This window comes from Brevundimonas sp. GW460-12-10-14-LB2 (assembly GCF_001636925.1).
In the GTDB taxonomy this organism is placed as follows: Bacteria; Pseudomonadota; Alphaproteobacteria; order Caulobacterales; family Caulobacteraceae; genus Brevundimonas; species Brevundimonas vesicularis.
Window position 1 is genome coordinate 2,045,264 of record NZ_CP015511.1, and the last position, 15,856, is coordinate 2,061,119.

Annotated in this window: 13 protein-coding genes; 6 read left to right on the forward strand and 7 right to left on the reverse strand. The window is 67.6% G+C overall.

Annotation, left to right across the window (positions count from 1 at the left end):
• Positions 1-23: 23 nt before the first annotated feature.
• A complete protein-coding gene (locus A4249_RS10205; RefSeq protein ID WP_082854238.1) occupies positions 24-362 on the reverse strand; it encodes a DMT family transporter in 339 nt (112 codons plus the stop codon).
• Between the two features lie 174 nt (positions 363-536).
• Here A4249_RS10205 and A4249_RS10210 point away from each other — a divergent pair, with 174 nt between their 5' ends.
• On the forward strand, positions 537-2,354 hold the full coding sequence (locus tag A4249_RS10210) for an ABC-F family ATP-binding cassette domain-containing protein (protein ID WP_066552407.1): 1,818 nt from the start codon (positions 537-539) through the stop codon (positions 2,352-2,354).
• Positions 2,355-2,395: 41 nt separating this feature from the next.
• Here the strand turns inward: A4249_RS10210 and A4249_RS16805 are convergent, their stop codons facing one another.
• Entirely contained in the window at positions 2,396-2,569 is a 174-nt protein-coding gene (locus A4249_RS16805) for a hypothetical protein (RefSeq protein WP_165115604.1), read from the reverse strand.
• Between the two features lie 92 nt (positions 2,570-2,661).
• On the opposite strand from A4249_RS16805, the gene A4249_RS10215 reads away from it, so the two are divergent.
• Positions 2,662-3,630 (forward strand): alpha/beta hydrolase, encoded by a 969-nt coding sequence (locus A4249_RS10215; protein WP_066552408.1) that lies wholly within the window; start codon positions 2,662-2,664, stop codon positions 3,628-3,630.
• A 179-nt stretch (positions 3,631-3,809) separates the two neighbouring features.
• On the opposite strand, the gene A4249_RS10220 is transcribed toward A4249_RS10215, so the two are convergent.
• On the reverse strand, positions 3,810-6,704 hold the full coding sequence (locus A4249_RS10220; RefSeq protein ID WP_197458373.1) for a PAS domain S-box protein: 2,895 nt from the start codon (positions 6,702-6,704) through the stop codon (positions 3,810-3,812).
• Positions 6,705-7,411: 707 nt separating this feature from the next.
• Here A4249_RS10220 and A4249_RS10225 point away from each other — a divergent pair.
• The 4 genes from A4249_RS10225 to A4249_RS10240 all read left to right on the forward strand — a co-directional run bounded on the left by A4249_RS10225 (position 7,412) and on the right by A4249_RS10240 (position 11,773).
• The gene (locus A4249_RS10225) at positions 7,412-8,578 is read left to right on the forward strand and encodes an energy transducer TonB (RefSeq protein ID WP_066552410.1); all 1,167 of its coding nucleotides are present in this window, start codon (positions 7,412-7,414) and stop codon (positions 8,576-8,578) included.
• A gap of 44 nt (positions 8,579-8,622) precedes the next feature.
• On the forward strand, positions 8,623-9,663 hold the full coding sequence (locus tag A4249_RS10230; RefSeq protein ID WP_066552411.1) for an ABC transporter substrate-binding protein: 1,041 nt from the start codon (positions 8,623-8,625) through the stop codon (positions 9,661-9,663).
• A 95-nt stretch (positions 9,664-9,758) separates the two neighbouring features.
• Positions 9,759-10,661, forward strand: coding sequence for a hypothetical protein (locus A4249_RS10235; RefSeq protein ID WP_066552413.1), 903 nt, complete (start codon positions 9,759-9,761; stop codon positions 10,659-10,661).
• Complete coding sequence (locus A4249_RS10240; protein ID WP_066552414.1) at positions 10,658-11,773, forward strand: DUF2336 domain-containing protein; 1,116 nt, start codon at positions 10,658-10,660, stop codon at positions 11,771-11,773. The genes A4249_RS10235 and A4249_RS10240 overlap by 4 nt, the downstream gene beginning before the upstream one ends.
• Before the next feature lie 253 nt (positions 11,774-12,026).
• Here A4249_RS10240 and A4249_RS10245 read toward each other — a convergent pair whose 3' ends face one another.
• The 4 genes from A4249_RS10245 to A4249_RS10260 all read right to left on the reverse strand — a co-directional run bounded on the left by A4249_RS10245 (position 12,027) and on the right by A4249_RS10260 (position 15,724).
• Entirely contained in the window at positions 12,027-12,461 is a 435-nt protein-coding gene (locus A4249_RS10245) for a MucR family transcriptional regulator (protein WP_055753018.1), read from the reverse strand.
• 150 nt (positions 12,462-12,611) lie between these two features.
• Positions 12,612-13,829 carry a DUF2336 domain-containing protein gene (locus A4249_RS10250; protein WP_066552416.1) on the reverse strand — a complete coding sequence of 406 codons (1,218 nt, stop codon included), beginning with the start codon at positions 13,827-13,829 and terminating at the stop codon, positions 12,612-12,614.
• 43 nt (positions 13,830-13,872) lie between these two features.
• Positions 13,873-14,853, reverse strand: a complete 981-nt coding sequence (cysK, locus tag A4249_RS10255) for a cysteine synthase A (protein ID WP_066552418.1) — start codon at positions 14,851-14,853, stop codon at positions 13,873-13,875.
• A 106-nt stretch (positions 14,854-14,959) separates the two neighbouring features.
• Positions 14,960-15,724 carry a LytTR family DNA-binding domain-containing protein gene (locus A4249_RS10260; protein WP_156494698.1) on the reverse strand — a complete coding sequence of 255 codons (765 nt, stop codon included), beginning with the start codon at positions 15,722-15,724 and terminating at the stop codon, positions 14,960-14,962.
• Positions 15,725-15,856: the final 132 nt, after the last annotated feature.

The window sequence follows — 15,856 nt, forward strand, 5'->3', positions numbered from 1 at the left end:
CCGCGCCGTCGCTTGTCACAGCCTCAATGCCCGACCGTCTTCGAGAACACGTTGATCACCGCCACGCCGCCGACGATCATCGCCAGCCCGACCATCGCCGGCAGGTCCAGCCGCTGGCGGAACACCACCGTCCCGATCACCGAGATCAGCACCACCCCCAGCCCGCTCCAGATCGCATAGGCGATCCCCACCGGCATCTGCCGCAGGGCGATCGACAGCAGATAGAAGGCCAGGCCGTAGCAGACCGCCATCCCCGCCGTGGGCCAGACCCGCGTGAACTGCTGCGAGGCCTGCAGCATCGTCGTGCCCGCCACCTCCAGCGCGATGGCGCCCAGCAGCGCGGCCCAGGTGATCATGCTCATGACAGGCCCATAGCGCGGCCCGACGCCCGGCCGCAAATCCACAGCCTGCGGCGCGTATCGCCTTTCCAGTGGCGAAATGGGCCTGAACCCCTTAGATCACACCCGTTTCCGCCCCCTCCGCCGCGCAGTGCGCGGTTTCCCTCTCCGGCGTCGCCCGAGAGGATCGAAAGTCACATGGCAGCCAGACCCCCTCTCGTCGCACTCAAGGACGTCCGCCTTCAGGACGGCCAGCGCCCCCTCTTTGACGGCGTCGACCTCGCGGTCGAACCGCGCAGCCGCGCCGCCCTGGTGGGGCGCAACGGCGCGGGCAAGTCCACCCTGATGAAGGTCGTCATGGGCCTGATCGAGCCGGACAGCGGGGACCGCTCCATCCAGTCCGCCGTCCGCTTCGCCTATGTGCCGCAAGAGCCCGTGATCACCGGCGAGACCCTGCTGGACTATGCGTCGTCGGGCGAGGCCGAGACCTGGACGGCCGAAAGCTGGCTGGAGACCTTCGGCCTGAACCCGGCGAAGTCGACGCAAGGGTTGTCTGGCGGCGAGACCCGCCGCGCCGCCCTGGCCAAGGCCTTCGCCGAAGAGCCCGACCTGCTGCTGCTGGACGAGCCGACCAACCACCTCGACATCCTGGCCATCGAACTGCTGGAGAACGAGCTGATCCAGGCCCGGTTCGCCCTTCTGGTCGTCAGCCACGACCGCGCCTTCCTGAACCGCGTCACTAACACCGTCCACTGGCTGGAAGGCCGCCGGGTCCGCACCCTGAACAAGGGCTTCGTCGAGTTCGACGAATGGTCCTCCAAGGTGTTGGAGGAAGAGGCCGAATCCCTGCGCCGCCTGACCAAGACCATCGAGCGCGAGACCGCCACCTTCTACTCCTCCATCACCGCCCGCCGCAGCCGCAACGAGGGCCGCGCCCGCTCGCTTCAGGCGCTGCGCGCCGAACGCGCCGAGAAGATGAAGAACGTGCCGCGCGAACTGTATCTCGGCGTCGATTCCGGCTCGACGTCGGGCAAGCTGGTCGCCGAGATCAAGCATGTCTCAAAGGGCTTCAACGGCCGCACCCTGTTCAAGGACCTGACCACCCGCATCATCCGCGGCGATCGTCTGGGCATCGTCGGTCCCAACGGCGCGGGCAAGACCACCCTGGTCAAGACCCTGCTGGGCGAACTGGCGCCCGACGAAGGCACGGTGCGCATGGGCGCGAACCTTGAGCCGGTCTATCTGGACCAGTCGCGCGAGGGGCTGAAGTCGGACATGACCCTGTGGGACGCCCTGACGCCGGGCGGCGGCGACAGCATTCTGGTGCGCGGCGTGTCCAAACACGTCGCCGCCTACGCCAAGGACTTCCTGTTCTCCGAGGCCCAGCTTCGCCAGCCGATCTCGACCCTGTCGGGCGGCGAGCGCAACCGCCTGCTGCTGGCCAGGGCGCTGGCCAAGCCGGCCAATATGCTGATCCTCGACGAACCGACCAACGACCTGGACATGGACACGTTGGACAAGCTGGAAGAGCTGCTGGAGGGCTATGACGGCACCCTGATCCTGGTCAGCCACGACCGCGACTTCATCGACCGGCTGTCCACCTCGACCCTGGCCCTGAACGGACGCGGCGACATCGTCGAGACCCCCGGCGGCTGGACCGACTTCATCCGCCAGAACCCCGGCTTCCTTCAGCCCGGCTCGAACCCCCGTCCCCAGGACAAGGCCGCCGCCCAGCGCGCCGCCGAGGCGCCGCCGCCCGCCGTCGCCCCCAAGAAGACCGCCAAACTCTCCTTCAAGGACGCTCACCGCCTCAAGGAGCTGGAAGCCCTGATCGATGCGTTGCCCGCGACCATCGCCAAACACGATGCGACCCTGGCCGACCCCGGCCTCTACGCCCGCGACCCGAAGGCTTTCGACGCCGCCATGAAGGCCGCCGAAAAAGCCCGCGCCGAGCTGGAATCCGCCGAACTGGAATGGCTGGAGCTGGAAGAGAAGAAGGCGGCCCTGGCGGGGTAGGGACCGAACGGCTGGTCACCCGGCGAGGACGGCTTGAGGGCCTAACCCTGACTGTCCGGATCCCCGGGCGGCGTCTTCGCCGCGCCCCGGTTCTGCATCACGCTGACGGCGATGCAGGCGACCAGGCCGAACGCGAACCACAGGCCGAACTTGCCCGTCAAAAGCCCGATCAGGCCGAAGATGAGCAGGACGCCGAAGGGGGTGAGCCGTTTCATGGGGCGGACGATAACCGGCTTTGTCGTGGCTGACGAGGCTAGGCCAAAGGCCCCGACTTGAAACCAAACCCGCCGCCGCACACTCAAGCTTCATGACCCTGCGCAGCCATCTCGTCGAATTCGCCCCGCCCCAGCAGGCGGCGGTGCGGCGGACCAACGCCGTCCTCGCCCGCGCGCCGCGTCTGCGCACCAACGGCTGGCGGATCGATGCGGGCCAGCGGCTATCGCTGTGGCTGGACGCGGCCGCCGGGCGGGTCACCACGCCTCGTCTCAGGAAGCGCGGCGTGACGGTCGAGATCGTCCAGACGGACGGCGATCACCCCGTTCCTCTACGCATCCTGCATCCGACGGGCACGCCCCGCGCCGTCATCTTGGATATTCACGGCGGCGGCTGGGTGCTGGGCAGCGCCGGGCTGAACGACCGGCTGAACGCCCATCTGGCCCACCACGGCTTCTGCGTCGTCTCGGTGGATTATCGCCTGCTGTCCGAACGGCGTCAGATCTATATCGACGCCGCCATCGCCGACTGTCTGGCCGCCGCCTATTGGACGGTCACGAATGTCGATCGACTGGGCGCCTCGACCCTGTTTCTGGCGGGCGAATCCGCCGGCGGGCATTTGGCCGCCCTGACCGCCGTCGCCCTGCGCGACCAGGGGCTGATTGATTTGGTGAAGGGCTGCGTCTTCACCTATGGCGTCTTCGATCTGTCGGGCACCGAAAGCGTGCGTTCGGCCGGGCCAGAAACCCTGCTGTTCAACGGCCCGACGATGCAGGCCGATCTGGCGCGCCTGGCGCCGGATCGCGACGAGGCGGCCTTGCGCCAGCCCGACGTCTCGCCCCTGTATGCCGACCTGACCGGCCTGCCGCCCGCCCTGTTCCTCGCCGGCGAGCAGGATCCTCTTTTCGAAGACAGTCTGTTGATGGCCACGCGCTGGGGCGAGGCTTCGGACGCGGACCTGATCCGCGTGCCCGAGACCCCTCACGGCTTCCTGCATTTCGGCGGCCCGGCCGCGCGCGGCGCGCGCAAGGCGATCCGCACCTGGCTGAACGCCCGGCTTTAGATCAGCGAGTGGGCTGCTCGTCATTCCGGGGCCGAGCGCAGCGAGGAACCCGGAACCTAGGGCCGCAGCCTCCAACGCCCGCCGATCCGACATCCAGGAACGCCTCCTGGCTTCCGGGTTCGTCCTTCGGACGCCCCGGAATGACGATCTGGGACGGGATCAACGCTTAACGATCCGACCTAATTCTCGATCAGTTCGCGGATCCGGCTGCCCAGCGCCTCCATGGCGAAGGGCTTGGTCATGACGTGCATGCCGGGGTCCAGGTGCCCGTTGCCGACCACCGCATTCTCGGCATAGCCGGTGATGAACAGCACCTTCAGGTCCGGCCGATCGATCCGCGCCGCATCCGCCATCTGACGCCCGTTCATTCCGCCCGGCAGACCCACATCGGTGACCAGGAGGTCGATCCGCGCCCCCGATTGCAGCAGCTTCAGCCCCCCCACGCCATCGGACGCCTCGATGCACTGATAGCCCAGCTCATGCAGGATTTCGGCGACCAGCATCCGCACCGTCGGCTCGTCGTCCACGACCATGACCGTCTCGCCGGCCTGGGCGCGCGGGGCCTGTTCGACCTCGGGGATCAGATCGGCGTCGTCCACCTCGCCGAAGTGGCGCGGCAGATACAGGCAGATCATCGCCCCCTCGCCCGCCTCGGAATAGATTCGCACCTGTCCCCCCGACTGGCGCACGAAGCCATAGATCATCGACAGACCCAGGCCCGTCCCCTCGCCCAGCGGCTTGGTGGTGAAGAAGGGCTCGAACGCGCGCGCCGCCACCTCCGGCGCCATGCCCGTGCCGGTGTCGCTGACGCAGATGGAGACATATTGGCCCGGCTCCAGATCCTGAGCCTTGGCCGTACGCGCGTCGATCCAGCGGTTGCCGGTCTCGATCGTCAGACGCCCCCCGCTCGGCATGGCGTCGCGCGCATTGATGCACAGGTTCAGCACCGCGTTTTCCAGCTGGTGCGCGTCGATCAACACGGGCCACAGGCCAGCGCCGGCGACCACCTCGACCTCGATGCCCGGCCCTGTCGTACGCCGCACCAAATCCTCCATCCCGCGGATCAGGCGGTTGGGATCGGTCGGCTTGGGATCCAGGGTCTGACGCCGCGAGAAGGCCAGCAGCCGGTGCGTCAGGGCCGCCGCGCGTTTCGCCGCCCCCTGCGCCGCCACCGTGAACCGCTCCACCTCGGCATGACGCCCCTGCGCGATCCGGTTGGTGATCAGTTCCAGGCTGCCGCTGATCCCGGCGAGCAGATTGTTGAAGTCGTGGGCGATGCCGCCGGTCAGCTGTCCGACCGCCTCCATCTTCTGGCTTTGGCGCAGCGCCTCCTCGGCCTGCATCAGGGCGCTGGTGCGTTCGGCGACCTGTTCTTCCAGGGTCTCGTTGAACCGCGCCAGTTCGGCCGATTGGCGTCGCAGGTCCTCGATGTCGGTGTTGGAGCCGACCCAGCGCAGGATCCGCCCCTCTTCGTCGTGGACGGGCTCGGCCCGAACCATGAAGGTGCGATAGACGCCGTCGTGGCGGCGGATGCGGAACTCGTTTTCATAGACCTGGCCGCTGGCCAGGGCCTGGACCCATCGCTCGGACGCCCAGTCCAGGTCGTCCGGGTGAACGACCTTGCCCCACCCGGTCGTGCCGTCCAACGCGCCCTCTGCAAGGCCGGAGTAGGCATAGACCTGGGGGTTGAACCAATACAGCGAGCCGTCCGCCCAGCTGGCCCAGATCTGGATCGGCGTGGCCTGGGCGAAGACCCGGAACTGGGCCTCACTGTCGCGCAGGGCCGCCTCGCTTCGGGCGCGCTCGGTCGCCGTGCGAACCCGTTCGGCCACGTCGCGCATCAGGCGCAGATCGCTGTCGGTGTAATGGCGCGGCGTCGCATGGTTGACGAACACCATCGCCACGACCCGCCCCTGTTCCATCAGCGGCATGTTGACGAACGACCCGGCGCTGATGACCCTCAGGGCCTCGGCTGTATCGGCCGTGCGGGGATCGTGGGCGACGTCGTCGATCGCCACCGTCTCGCCGCGCTTAATGTCCTCGATATAGGACCCGTAGTCGCGGAACGACAGGACGCCGGCGATGCTGCTCACCCCCGGCTGGTTGAAGTCGCGGGCGATGGTGATGGTCTCCGCGGCCGTGTCCACCGTGCCGTATCCGGCCCGGCTCACGCCCATGGTGCGGGCCAGAACCTGGGCGGAGGCCTGGGCGATGTCGCCGGCGTCGGTCAGGTCGCGGATTGCGTCGTTCAGCTCCAGCAGCGCGTTCTGACGCGTCTCGCTCTGTTTGCGCTCGGTGATGTTGTTGAACAGGATGGCGACCTGCCAGGCGCCCGGCTGGCCGATCCTCAGCGCCTGCACGTCATACCAGCGACCGAAGATGTCGGCCGGGTTCTCGAAACGGACCGGCTCGCCCGTCCGCGCCACCCCGCCGTAGAGATCGAACCAGTGCTGCTCCAGCCCCGGCGCGATCTCGCTGACCCATTTGCCGTAAGGGTCGACCAAGCCGGTCATCTCTTCGAAGGCCTTGTTGCCCTCGACGATCCTGTAATCGACGGGCCGGTCGGCCGCGTCGAACTTCATCTCGATGACGCAGAACCCCGTCGCCATCGCGGCGAACAGGGCGCCGTATCGCGCTTCGCTCAACGCCAGCGCTTGGTCCGCCCGGTGGCGATCCGACACGTCCATCCCCTGGATGAACACGCCCCAGACCCGACCGTCCTCCTTCAGCGGCTGGAAGACGAAATCGACGTAACGGTCCACGATCTCGCCGCCCGGCTCGGCCTGAACGGCGTACAGGGCGCTGTCGGCCCGGTGCGCCTCGCCGCTGCGGTAAACTTGGTCCAGCAGATCCAGATAGCCTTGCGCCACCGCATCGGTCAGCACCTCGCCCACCGTGCGCCCGATCACCTCGCGGTGGCCGATCACCTTCTGGTAGTTGGGATTGGTCAGCTCGAACCGATGGTCCGGGCCCGTGACCAGCGCCATGAACCCCGGCGCATGGGCGAACATCTGGGCCAGCTGGCTGCGATTGATACCGATAGATAAGGCGTGGTTAGAGCCGGTGTTGGACAACGAATTCCCCCAAGGACTTTTGTCCGTTGATCACAGAACCCAAAGCGCGCCGCACGGTTGCAGCGCAATGTGTCCGACGCCGGACATAGCGCTCTATCGCCGCGTTTCTGTGGACAAGACAAGACGCTGATCCGCAATCGCGAATTTGATCCGTCCACCGATGTTCACAGGCTTGTCCACCGCCGCCGGGCCAATCGTGCACACTGGGGCGAGTTCGGGCGCTTGCCTCATAGCCGGTTTCGTCCGAACGTCAACAGGCCAAGGGACACGGGGCAGCGGAAATCCAGGGAGACCTGGACCTCCAGCGAACCGGCCCGGCTCTCCGACCCGGCGCTTCGGGCGATCTTCGGATCGTAACGTGCGACAGGCGGGATCCAGGCTCCAGTCTTCGACGGTCTTCGGATCGACGGCAGACAGGAGAACCGGATCGGGATCGACGGACGACGCGGACTAAAATGCCGTGGGACGCCGAAGACCAGGAGCGCGACAGGATACAGCCGACCGCCCTTTCGGGGTCGCCCGAAACGACGCTGACGCCAAGGTCCAGACCCGAACGGCCAAGTCCAACCCGGACTTGGCGAGGGGACGAAGCTGACGGGTCCGCCCGCACGCTTCGTCCCCTCGCTCAATTGGGGCGCCGAAGACATGAAATCACGCTAGACAGCCGCCGCGCCAGATGCACCCATGAAGTGCAGACGGAGACACCCATGCGCGCGATCCTGTTCGGCCTCGGCCTTGCTCTGACGATGACGGCGCCCGGGTGGGCGCAAGCGCCGGTCGTTCGCCATCAAAGTGCGACATCGCCGGAGCAGGTCGTGTTTTTGATCCCCTCGACCGACATCCAATGGGACGGTCAGGCGGTTAAGCCGACCTTTTCCGACGATCTCCGCGTGGAAACTACTGGCCCATCTCGTGCCGACCGAACGTCCGTCTCCCTGTCTTTCAGCGTCGATGACACGGGTCGCACCTTCGACATTCGTGCGCCCCGGACTGCGACGCCCTCTAACAGCCCGATCATCATCCCGACCGGCATTGGCTCAGAACATGAACAGGCCGCCCTCGCCGCCTGGCGCTTCGATGGCCCTCGTCGCGACTGCATCATGACCATTCGTTACACGGCCAAACCTTTCATCGAGGCGACGAGAGGCGATCTGCTGCGCTATTTCGCGGTCACGCGGACGCGCGGTCCCATCCGAGACGCCGTGGCTGTTCGTCTCGCTGGGCCAGACGCCAACTGCGGAGGAGAGCGCAGAGGCGGTCGCGCGCCCCGCACCGTCAGTTATCCGGACTACAAGATCGGACAGCGTCCGCCGCCAGGCGGTCGATCCTGGACGGTCGTTCGCTGGGACGTCGACGCCGACGGGCGCGCCGTCAATGTCGAGACCCTGGGTTCCGCCGGTGATACGGCGTTCGATGCCGAAACGCGGCGCGCCGTGTCGGAAACCTTTGTCGAGAGCGGAGCGCCGCTGAAAGGCTGCGTCTTCAACTTCTACCGGTACGGCGAAAACCTTCGCGCGCCGGTGATGCAGCAAACCAGCGACGATCCGCTGCAGAACTGTCCCCCCGAAGTCGGTGCGCGATTCCAGGCGCGCGCGACGCCGGAAACCTACCCTCAGGCCTTCAGGGATCGCGGGATCGAGGGCTGGGCCCGCGTGCGGTTCGACTTCGCCACATGGGGTCAAATCGGCAATGTAGGGGTCATCGACGCCCAGCCCGCCTCCGCGTTCGGCGAAAGCGGCGTTCGCGTGGTTCAGACCAGCCGGGCCGACTCCGGGTTCCAGGCGGGCGTTCGCTGTGTAGCGCCCGTCCGCTATGTTCTTTCCCAAAGTCCCGGCGACGGGGCCCCCTCGACATCAGTCAACGCGGCGGACTGACGCCCCGCCTTCCCAAGGCCCCTATCGCCCCGTAAGTCAGGGGCATGAGCTTGTTGGGGAATCGCCTGCTGACCCGTCGCCGTGCGCTGATCGCGGGCGGGGCGGCTGTGGCGGCGGGGACGATCGGGCTTCGGGCCTGCGGGCGGGCCGAGGCGCCGGTCGACGAACAGGGCCGGGTGCGTTTGCGTTTCGCCACCGACTGGCGCGCCCAGGCCGAACAGGGCGGCTTCTATCAGGCGCTCGCCAGCGGGGCCTATGAGAAGCGCGGGCTGAACGTCCAGATCGTCCAGGGCGGGCCGGGCGTGAACGTGCCGCAACTGCTGGCCTCGGGCGCGGTCGAACTGGGCATGGGCTCCAACAGCTTCATCCCCCTGAATCTGGTCGCGTCCGGCGCGCCGGTGAAGGCGGTCGCCGCCTTCTTCCAGAAGGACCCGCAGGTCCTGATGGCCCATCCCGACGCGGCGCTGGAAACCATCGCCGATCTGGCCGGCCGACCCTTCCTGCTGTCCGAGGCCGGGATCAGCACCTTCTGGGTCTGGCTGAAGGCCAAATACGGCTTCACCGACGAGCAACTGCGCCCCTTCGCCTATGACCCCGCCGCCTTCATCGCCAATGCGCGGGCGGTGCAGCAGGGCTATCTCACCAGCGATCCCTACGCCATCGAACAGACGGCCGATTTCGACCCGCGCGTCTTTCTGCTGGCCGACGAGGGCTATCCCTCCTACGCCGCCATGGTCCTGGCGCCAAACGCCTTCGCCCGCGACAATGCGGCGGCGCTGCGCAGCTTCATCGCCGCCTCGGCGGAAGGGTGGCGCGACTATATTCGGGGCGACGCCTCGGCCGCCGACGCCCTGATCCGCAAGGACAACCCGGACATGACCCAGGCTGTGCTGGATCAGGCCCGCGAACGCCTGCGCGACTACGCCATCGTCGATGGCGGCGACGCGGCGCTTTACGGCCTGGGCGCCCTGACCGAGGAACGCTGGCAGGCCTTCTTCGACGTGACCTCGAAAGCGGGGGTTTACGAGGCCGGTCTGAACTGGCGCGACGCCTTCACCGACAACTATCTGCCCGGTCGCGGCTGACACGCGGTCGTTGTCGAATCCTGGCTTCACATTAGCGCGGGATTAAGGGTCCGAGCTCTAGTGTGCGCGCTGGAATTCCTCTCCGGAGAGCCGCCGTGCGCCGCGCCCTCGCAGTTTCGATCGTCCTGACCGCCGTCAATCTGGCGGCCGGCGCCGCCGTGGCGCAACAGGCGCCGACCAACGCGTCGGGTCTGCGCTACCTGTCCTGGCCCGGCAAGCCGGCGGTCGCCGCCCGTGCGACCCCGACGCCCGCCGTCATTCAGGCCGAGGCGCCCGCCCCGACCGTGACCGCCGCCAATCGCTCCCTGCCCGGCGCCATTCCCCTGGCCCGCCTGTCGCCCGCGCCTTCGGTCACCCCCTCGATCTCCACGCCGCGCAGCAACGGCCTGACGCCCGCCAGCGCCTGGATGCCCCAGCGTGCCCCGACGCCGGCCGAGCCTGCGCATAGTGCACCCGTAGAGGCCGCACCCGTAGAAACCGCCCCCGCGCAGGCGACGCGCGTCGCGCCCTCGCCCTATGTTCCGGAGCCGCAGCCTTCCGCGCCTCAACCTCAGCCTGAACCCCAGATGCAGGCCGAGCCGGCGCCCGTCCCGCAACAGGCCGCGCAGGCTGAGCCCCAGCCCGCGACCCAACCGGCTCAGGCGGCCGTCGCCGATCCGATGGCCCCGCGCCGCGACGCCCCCATCTATCGCCTGCAACGGCCCCAAGCCGGCGCGCCGCTGGACGCCGCCGCCGTCGCCGCCAGCGGTCAGGCCGCCCCGACGCCCACAGCCGGCGACAACAGCGCCCGCTACTATTCGGTCCACCGCCAGGCCGGCCGTCACCCCGACGCCATCCCTGCGCCGCAGCAGACCTACCTCGACGCCATGCCTGTCCAGATGGCCCAGACGCCCCAATCCAGCGACCTGGCCCAGCCGGACGGTCCGCCTGCCCTGATCCGCAACGCCAACGGCGCCCTGCGCGCCGTGCCACAGACTGAAGCCGACAACCTGCCATGAACGATCGCGCCGTGATCGAACCTGCCGAGATCAAGGGCTCGCGCCTGCCCGAACTCATCGCCCTGGCCAGCGAGGAGTCCAGCGAGAAGCGTCGTCTGCTGCTGCGCGAACTGACGGCCCACTTCTTCGGCGCGCCTGCGCCCAACGCCAATGAAACCGCGCTCTACGGCACGGTTCTGGCCAAGCTGTCAGCCGAGATGGAGGTCGCGGTCCGCGCCGAACTGGCCGCCCGTTTCGCCCAGGCCCCCAACGCCCCCCACAGCCTGATCCGCCGTTTCGCAGACGACGAGATCGAGGTCGCCGAACAGGTTCTGCGCGCCTCCACCGTCCTGACCGACGAGGATCTGATCCAGGTCGTGCGCAAGCGCAGCCAGGGCCATCTGCGCGCGGTCTCAGGCCGCGCGACGGTGTCCGAGGCGGTTTCCGAAGTCATCGTCGAGCACGGCGACGACGACACCTTGAACACCCTGCTGCGCAACGACGGCGCCCAGCTGTCGCGCGCCGCCTCCGAAACCGCCATCGAGCGCGCCAAGGCCAATCCGGCCCTGCACGCCGCCACGGTCGAGCGCCAGAGCCTGCCCGCCGACCTGCTGAACGAGATGTATTTCGTCGTCGAGGCGCGGCTGCGTCACCAGATCCTGGAACAGAACGCGCGCATGGATCCGGCCCTGCTGGAGGCGGCGCTGGCCGCCGGCCGCACCCGCGTCGCCACCGACGACGGCGCTTTGCCGGCCGACTATGCCGAGAACCTGGCCTACATCGACGAGCTTCAGGCCGCCGGCCAGCTGACGCCTCAGACCCTGATCCGCTTCCTGCGCTCCAACGGCCGCACGCCCTTCCTGATCGCCCTGTCCAAGCTGGCCGACATCGACTTCCACACCGCGCGCGGCATCGTCGAGCGCAAGGATCTGGACGCCCTGTCGGTGGTCTGCAAGGCGGCCGACATGGACCGTGCCGTCTATCTGACCTACGCCGTCGCCGTCCTGGGCGCCGAGGACAATCCGATGGGCAAGGCCGCCGCCTACGGCCGCATGTACGGCGAACTGACCCGCGACGCGGCCCTGCGCACCCTGCGCTTTTGGCGCATGCGCCGGACCGCCCAGGCGGCCTGAAGCAGTAATGATTTCTCCCTCCTCCCTGCGGGTGAGGGTGGTCGCGCAGCGACCGGGTGGGGGCGGCCCGGCACGGGCGCACTAATCAGATCAAAGACAAATCCGTGGGACGTCTCCCTGCCGTCCCCACCCGGCTGCGGCTGCGCCTCAGCCACCCTCCCCGCTACGGGGAGGGAGAATGCTCGTGCGCCCCCAAAGCAAAAACGCCCGCCTCCTGATGGAAGCGGGCGTCTCCAGACCGAAAAACCTCGGCTTATTTCTTCGCGCGGGTTCCGGCGGCGCGGGCGGGCTTGCGGCCGCCCTGGCCCAGGCCCATCGACTTGGCCAGTTCCGAACGCGCCTTGGCGTAGTTCGGGGCGACCATCGGATAGTCTTTCGGCAGACCCCATTTGGCGCGGTATTCTTCGGGGCTCATGTCGTATTTGGTGCGCAGGTGACGCTTCAACGACTTGAACTTGCGGCCGTCTTCCAAGCAGATCAGGAAATCGGGCGCGATCGACTTGCGGATCGGCACCGCCGGTTCCTTGGGTTCAGGTTCGGCCTCGACCGGACCGTTCGACACACCCGACAGGGCGGCGTGAATATTGGCGATAAGCGCAGGCAGGGCCTCTGCCGAGACCGAGTTATTGCCGACATAGGCCGACACGATGTCTGCCGTCATCTCCAGCAGTTCGGGCTTATCTTCCATTATCGGCTTCGCTTTCCTGATTTATTGAGTTCGGCTGATTCTCCAACCGAACGACCCCAATAGCGTCATAGGGTTGTTTCGCCGCGAAAGCAAACACGCGTATAAGCGGTGCGATATGCACGTCTATGCATTCGACTTTAGTGATCAGACCTATCGGCCGAAGTCTTCGGCCAGCACCATCATCGCCGCCCGCTCCGGCGCCGAATATTCATCGACCGCGTCATCCTCGCCGTCGCGAATGGCGCGCAACAGCGTGGGCGTCAGGGCCGAGGACAAAGACCAGTTCCAGTAACGCAGCACGGTCTGGGCGCGATCGACGGCCAGCATTTCATAGGTGATCTGCACACGCTCCCAGTCGGGATGGATCTTGCCGTCCGCCGTCGTCTCGGGCCGCCGCATCGAGCGCCATAGATTGGTCAGATCGACGCGCGACATCCCCGTCGCCTTGCACAGGATCGCCAGCGGCTCGCCGCCCGGATCGCCCAGAAGCTTGGCCCCCGTCAGCGGTTTGATCCCGGCCAGGAAGGCGATCTCGGACGCCGTCTCGCGCGTCAGGCCATCGCTGGCGGCGACCATGACGGCGTGTTCCAGGTTGTCGAACGGGCTCTTTTCGATGGCGGCGCGATTGCGCTGGCGGCGCTCGATAAACTGAAGCGCCTTACGAGCGACGGGATCGGACCAGCTTTCGTCATTGGCGATGGCGAAGACGTCTTCGGACGCCTCCTGCATGACTTCGCGCGACACGGCGAACCGTTGCAGGATGGTGCGGCGATCCTCGGGCGCGCACCACCAGAACATGACATAGGCGCCTGACGGCCTCAGCTCGGGCCGCTTCAGCAAGGGGCTGCACAGGCTCGGCGATTGGCGGCTCAGGCCCACCACCGTCTCGATGCCCAGCTGCGACAGGCGCGCGGTCGTGTTGCGCAGCACCGCCTCGATCACCTCCATCTCGCCGAAGGAGAACAGGGTCTCGGTCACGATCTCCGACAGGCCCCGGCGCACGGCCAGCAGCATCCGGTGCTCGAAACCGGCGTCGCGCGCACAGCCGACGATGTCCGCATCGCTCAGCGAGGCGCATTGTTCGATCAGCAGGCCGGCGATGTCCGGATCGTCGCGCAACAGGATGCGCGCCACGCTGTTGGGCAGTTCGGCCAGCGGCGCCAGACGCGCCGCCACGCGTTTGCGCTCATCGTGCGAGGCCAGCCGCAGCATCTCGACCAGCAGGTCGCCCGTCACCGCCCGCTCGAAGGCGTTGATCCGGCTGGCGGGCAGGGACACGACGTCGGCCAGACGCTTCAGCAGCGCCCGGCGCGCACGCAGCGGCGGCGGCGTCGCCTCTTCCCCGATCATGGCTGCCAGATCGCCCATCCCCCCACCTTAGAAGCGAGCGGTTAACCGGGCGTGAGCCGGATCAAAGCCCTTCGAATAACGCCGTCGAAAGATAGCGTTCGGCGAAGGACGGGATGATCACCACGATCGTCTTGCCCGCATTCTCTTCGCGCGCGGCGATGCGGAAGGCGGCGGTCAGGGCCGCGCCCGAGCTGATGCCGACGGGAATGCCCTCGACCCGCGCGGCCCTTCTGGCCATATCAAAACTTTCGTCGTTGGAGACCTGCTCGACCCCATCGACCACCGACGGATCATAGATGGCGGGCACGAAGCCGGCGCCGATGCCCTGGATCTTGTGCGGGCCGGGCGCGCCGCCGGACAGCACCGGAGAGGCCTCGGGCTCGACGGCGATGAACTGCACCGACGGCTTCTTGGCCTTCAGCGCCTGGCCGACGCCCGAGATGGTGCCGCCGGTGCCGACGCCGGCGACGACGATGTCCACCGCCCCGGCCGTGTCGTTCCAAATCTCCTCGGCCGTCGTGACGCGGTGAATGGCGGGATTGGCCAGGTTCTCGAACTGAGACGGGCTGATGGAGTTCGGCGTGGTCTCCAGCAGTTCCTGCGCCCGCGCGATCGCGCCCTTCATCCCCTTTTCGGCCGGCGTCAGCTCCAGCCGCGCGCCCAGCAGGGCCAGCATCTTGCGCCGCTCGATCGACATGCTTTCGGGCATGCACAGCGTCAGCTTCAGCCCCTTGGCCGCCGCCACGAAGGCCAGGGCGATGCCGGTGTTGCCGCTGGTCGGCTCGATCAGCACCGTGTCCTGATCGATCTTGCCCGCCTCTTGCAGCGCCTCGACCATGGCCACGCCGATCCGGTCCTTGACCGAGGCGATCGGGTTGAAGAACTCCAGCTTGGCCAGAACCGTCGCCTTCGTATCGTACTCCGCCGACAGGCGCGGCAGACGCACGATGGGGGTGTCGCCGATGGTGTCGACGATCGAGTCATAGACCTTGCCCCGGCCCTTCTTCAGGTGGCGGGACGCGTCATAGCTGAAGTCGGTCATTGGAAAAGGTCTCCTCGAATGCTGGCGCACAACAGATAAGGCCTTGCCGCCCCACGCAAGGGGTGACGCGCGATGATTTCTGCGAACGACCGTCAGAACCCTTGAGCTAAAGCCAGCCGGCGGCCCGCAGGTTGGCCACCCGCGCGCGCGACACCGGCGCCGTCAATCCGCCGGTCAGGGCCAGGCGAAGGTTCCGGCCGTCCTCGACGACCCCGACGATGGCTGCGCGCGCCACCCACCACGAGCGATGGGTCTGAAGCCCCTCGACGCCCTTCAATCCTGCCACGGCCTGCGACAGCGACATCAGAACAAGCTGCGACCCCCGCGTCGTATGCACGCGCACATAATGGTCCTCCATCTGCAGGCAGATCAGGTCGCGACCCACCCCCGTGGGCAGGGTGCGCGCAAAGCCCGGATCGCCTTGATCCGCTCGCGTCGCCGCAGCGGACGTCCGCATCCGCAACAGGGCGTAGAGCGCCACATAGACGGCCCCGATCAGCAGGGCCTGGCCGTACCATTCGACCCAGCCGACACGCTGGCGAATGCCGGGCCACAGGACCACGGCGATGATCCGGCTGATCAAGGCCGTAGGCCCGCTGGCGACGACGATCAGCATGGGCAGCCAGAACCGCATGGACACGCGTCTGCGGCGCATCCTGGGCCAGGCCCAGCGGATCGCAGCGCCGAACACCGCGCCGCTGATCACCAGAACCGCCGTCCAATAGCCGATCCGCACCGCCAGCCCGTCGTTGAAGAAGCTGCCGAAGGGACCGACCGCGCCCAACACCGCCCCCGTCAGGGCGCAGGCCGCCAGATCGACGGCCCAGGCGTGCGGCGTATTCAGTCTGTCAGCGGCGTTCTGCGTCATCATCCCTCCCCTCGTCAGCCCACTATCGTCGAACCCTTCGCCCGTCCACGCACTCGTTCGCCCATTGGCGAAATGCGGCTGGCGTTCGCTCGGTCTTGTCCCGAACAGCGGGTCGTCTCGACCAACGGAAACCGA

Excerpts from the sequence above, each read along its gene's own strand:
- A4249_RS10205 (WP_082854238.1), bottom strand. The coding sequence starts at position 362 with ATGAGCATGATCACCTGGGCCGCGCTGCTGGGCGCCATCGCGCTGGAG.
- A4249_RS10210 (WP_066552407.1), top strand. The coding sequence starts at position 537 with ATGGCAGCCAGACCCCCTCTCGTCGCACTCAAGGACGTCCGCCTTCAG.
- A4249_RS16805 (WP_165115604.1), bottom strand. The coding sequence starts at position 2,569 with ATGAAACGGCTCACCCCCTTCGGCGTCCTGCTCATCTTCGGCCTGATC.
- A4249_RS10215 (WP_066552408.1), top strand. The coding sequence starts at position 2,662 with ATGACCCTGCGCAGCCATCTCGTCGAATTCGCCCCGCCCCAGCAGGCG.
- A4249_RS10225 (WP_066552410.1), top strand. The coding sequence starts at position 7,412 with ATGCGCGCGATCCTGTTCGGCCTCGGCCTTGCTCTGACGATGACGGCG.
- A4249_RS10230 (WP_066552411.1), top strand. The coding sequence starts at position 8,623 with ATGAGCTTGTTGGGGAATCGCCTGCTGACCCGTCGCCGTGCGCTGATC.
- A4249_RS10240 (WP_066552414.1), top strand. The coding sequence starts at position 10,658 with ATGAACGATCGCGCCGTGATCGAACCTGCCGAGATCAAGGGCTCGCGC.
- A4249_RS10245 (WP_055753018.1), bottom strand. The coding sequence starts at position 12,461 with ATGGAAGATAAGCCCGAACTGCTGGAGATGACGGCAGACATCGTGTCG.
- A4249_RS10250 (WP_066552416.1), bottom strand. The coding sequence starts at position 13,829 with ATGGGCGATCTGGCAGCCATGATCGGGGAAGAGGCGACGCCGCCGCCG.
- cysK (WP_066552418.1), bottom strand. The coding sequence starts at position 14,853 with ATGACCGACTTCAGCTATGACGCGTCCCGCCACCTGAAGAAGGGCCGG.
- A4249_RS10260 (WP_156494698.1), bottom strand. The coding sequence starts at position 15,724 with ATGATGACGCAGAACGCCGCTGACAGACTGAATACGCCGCACGCCTGG.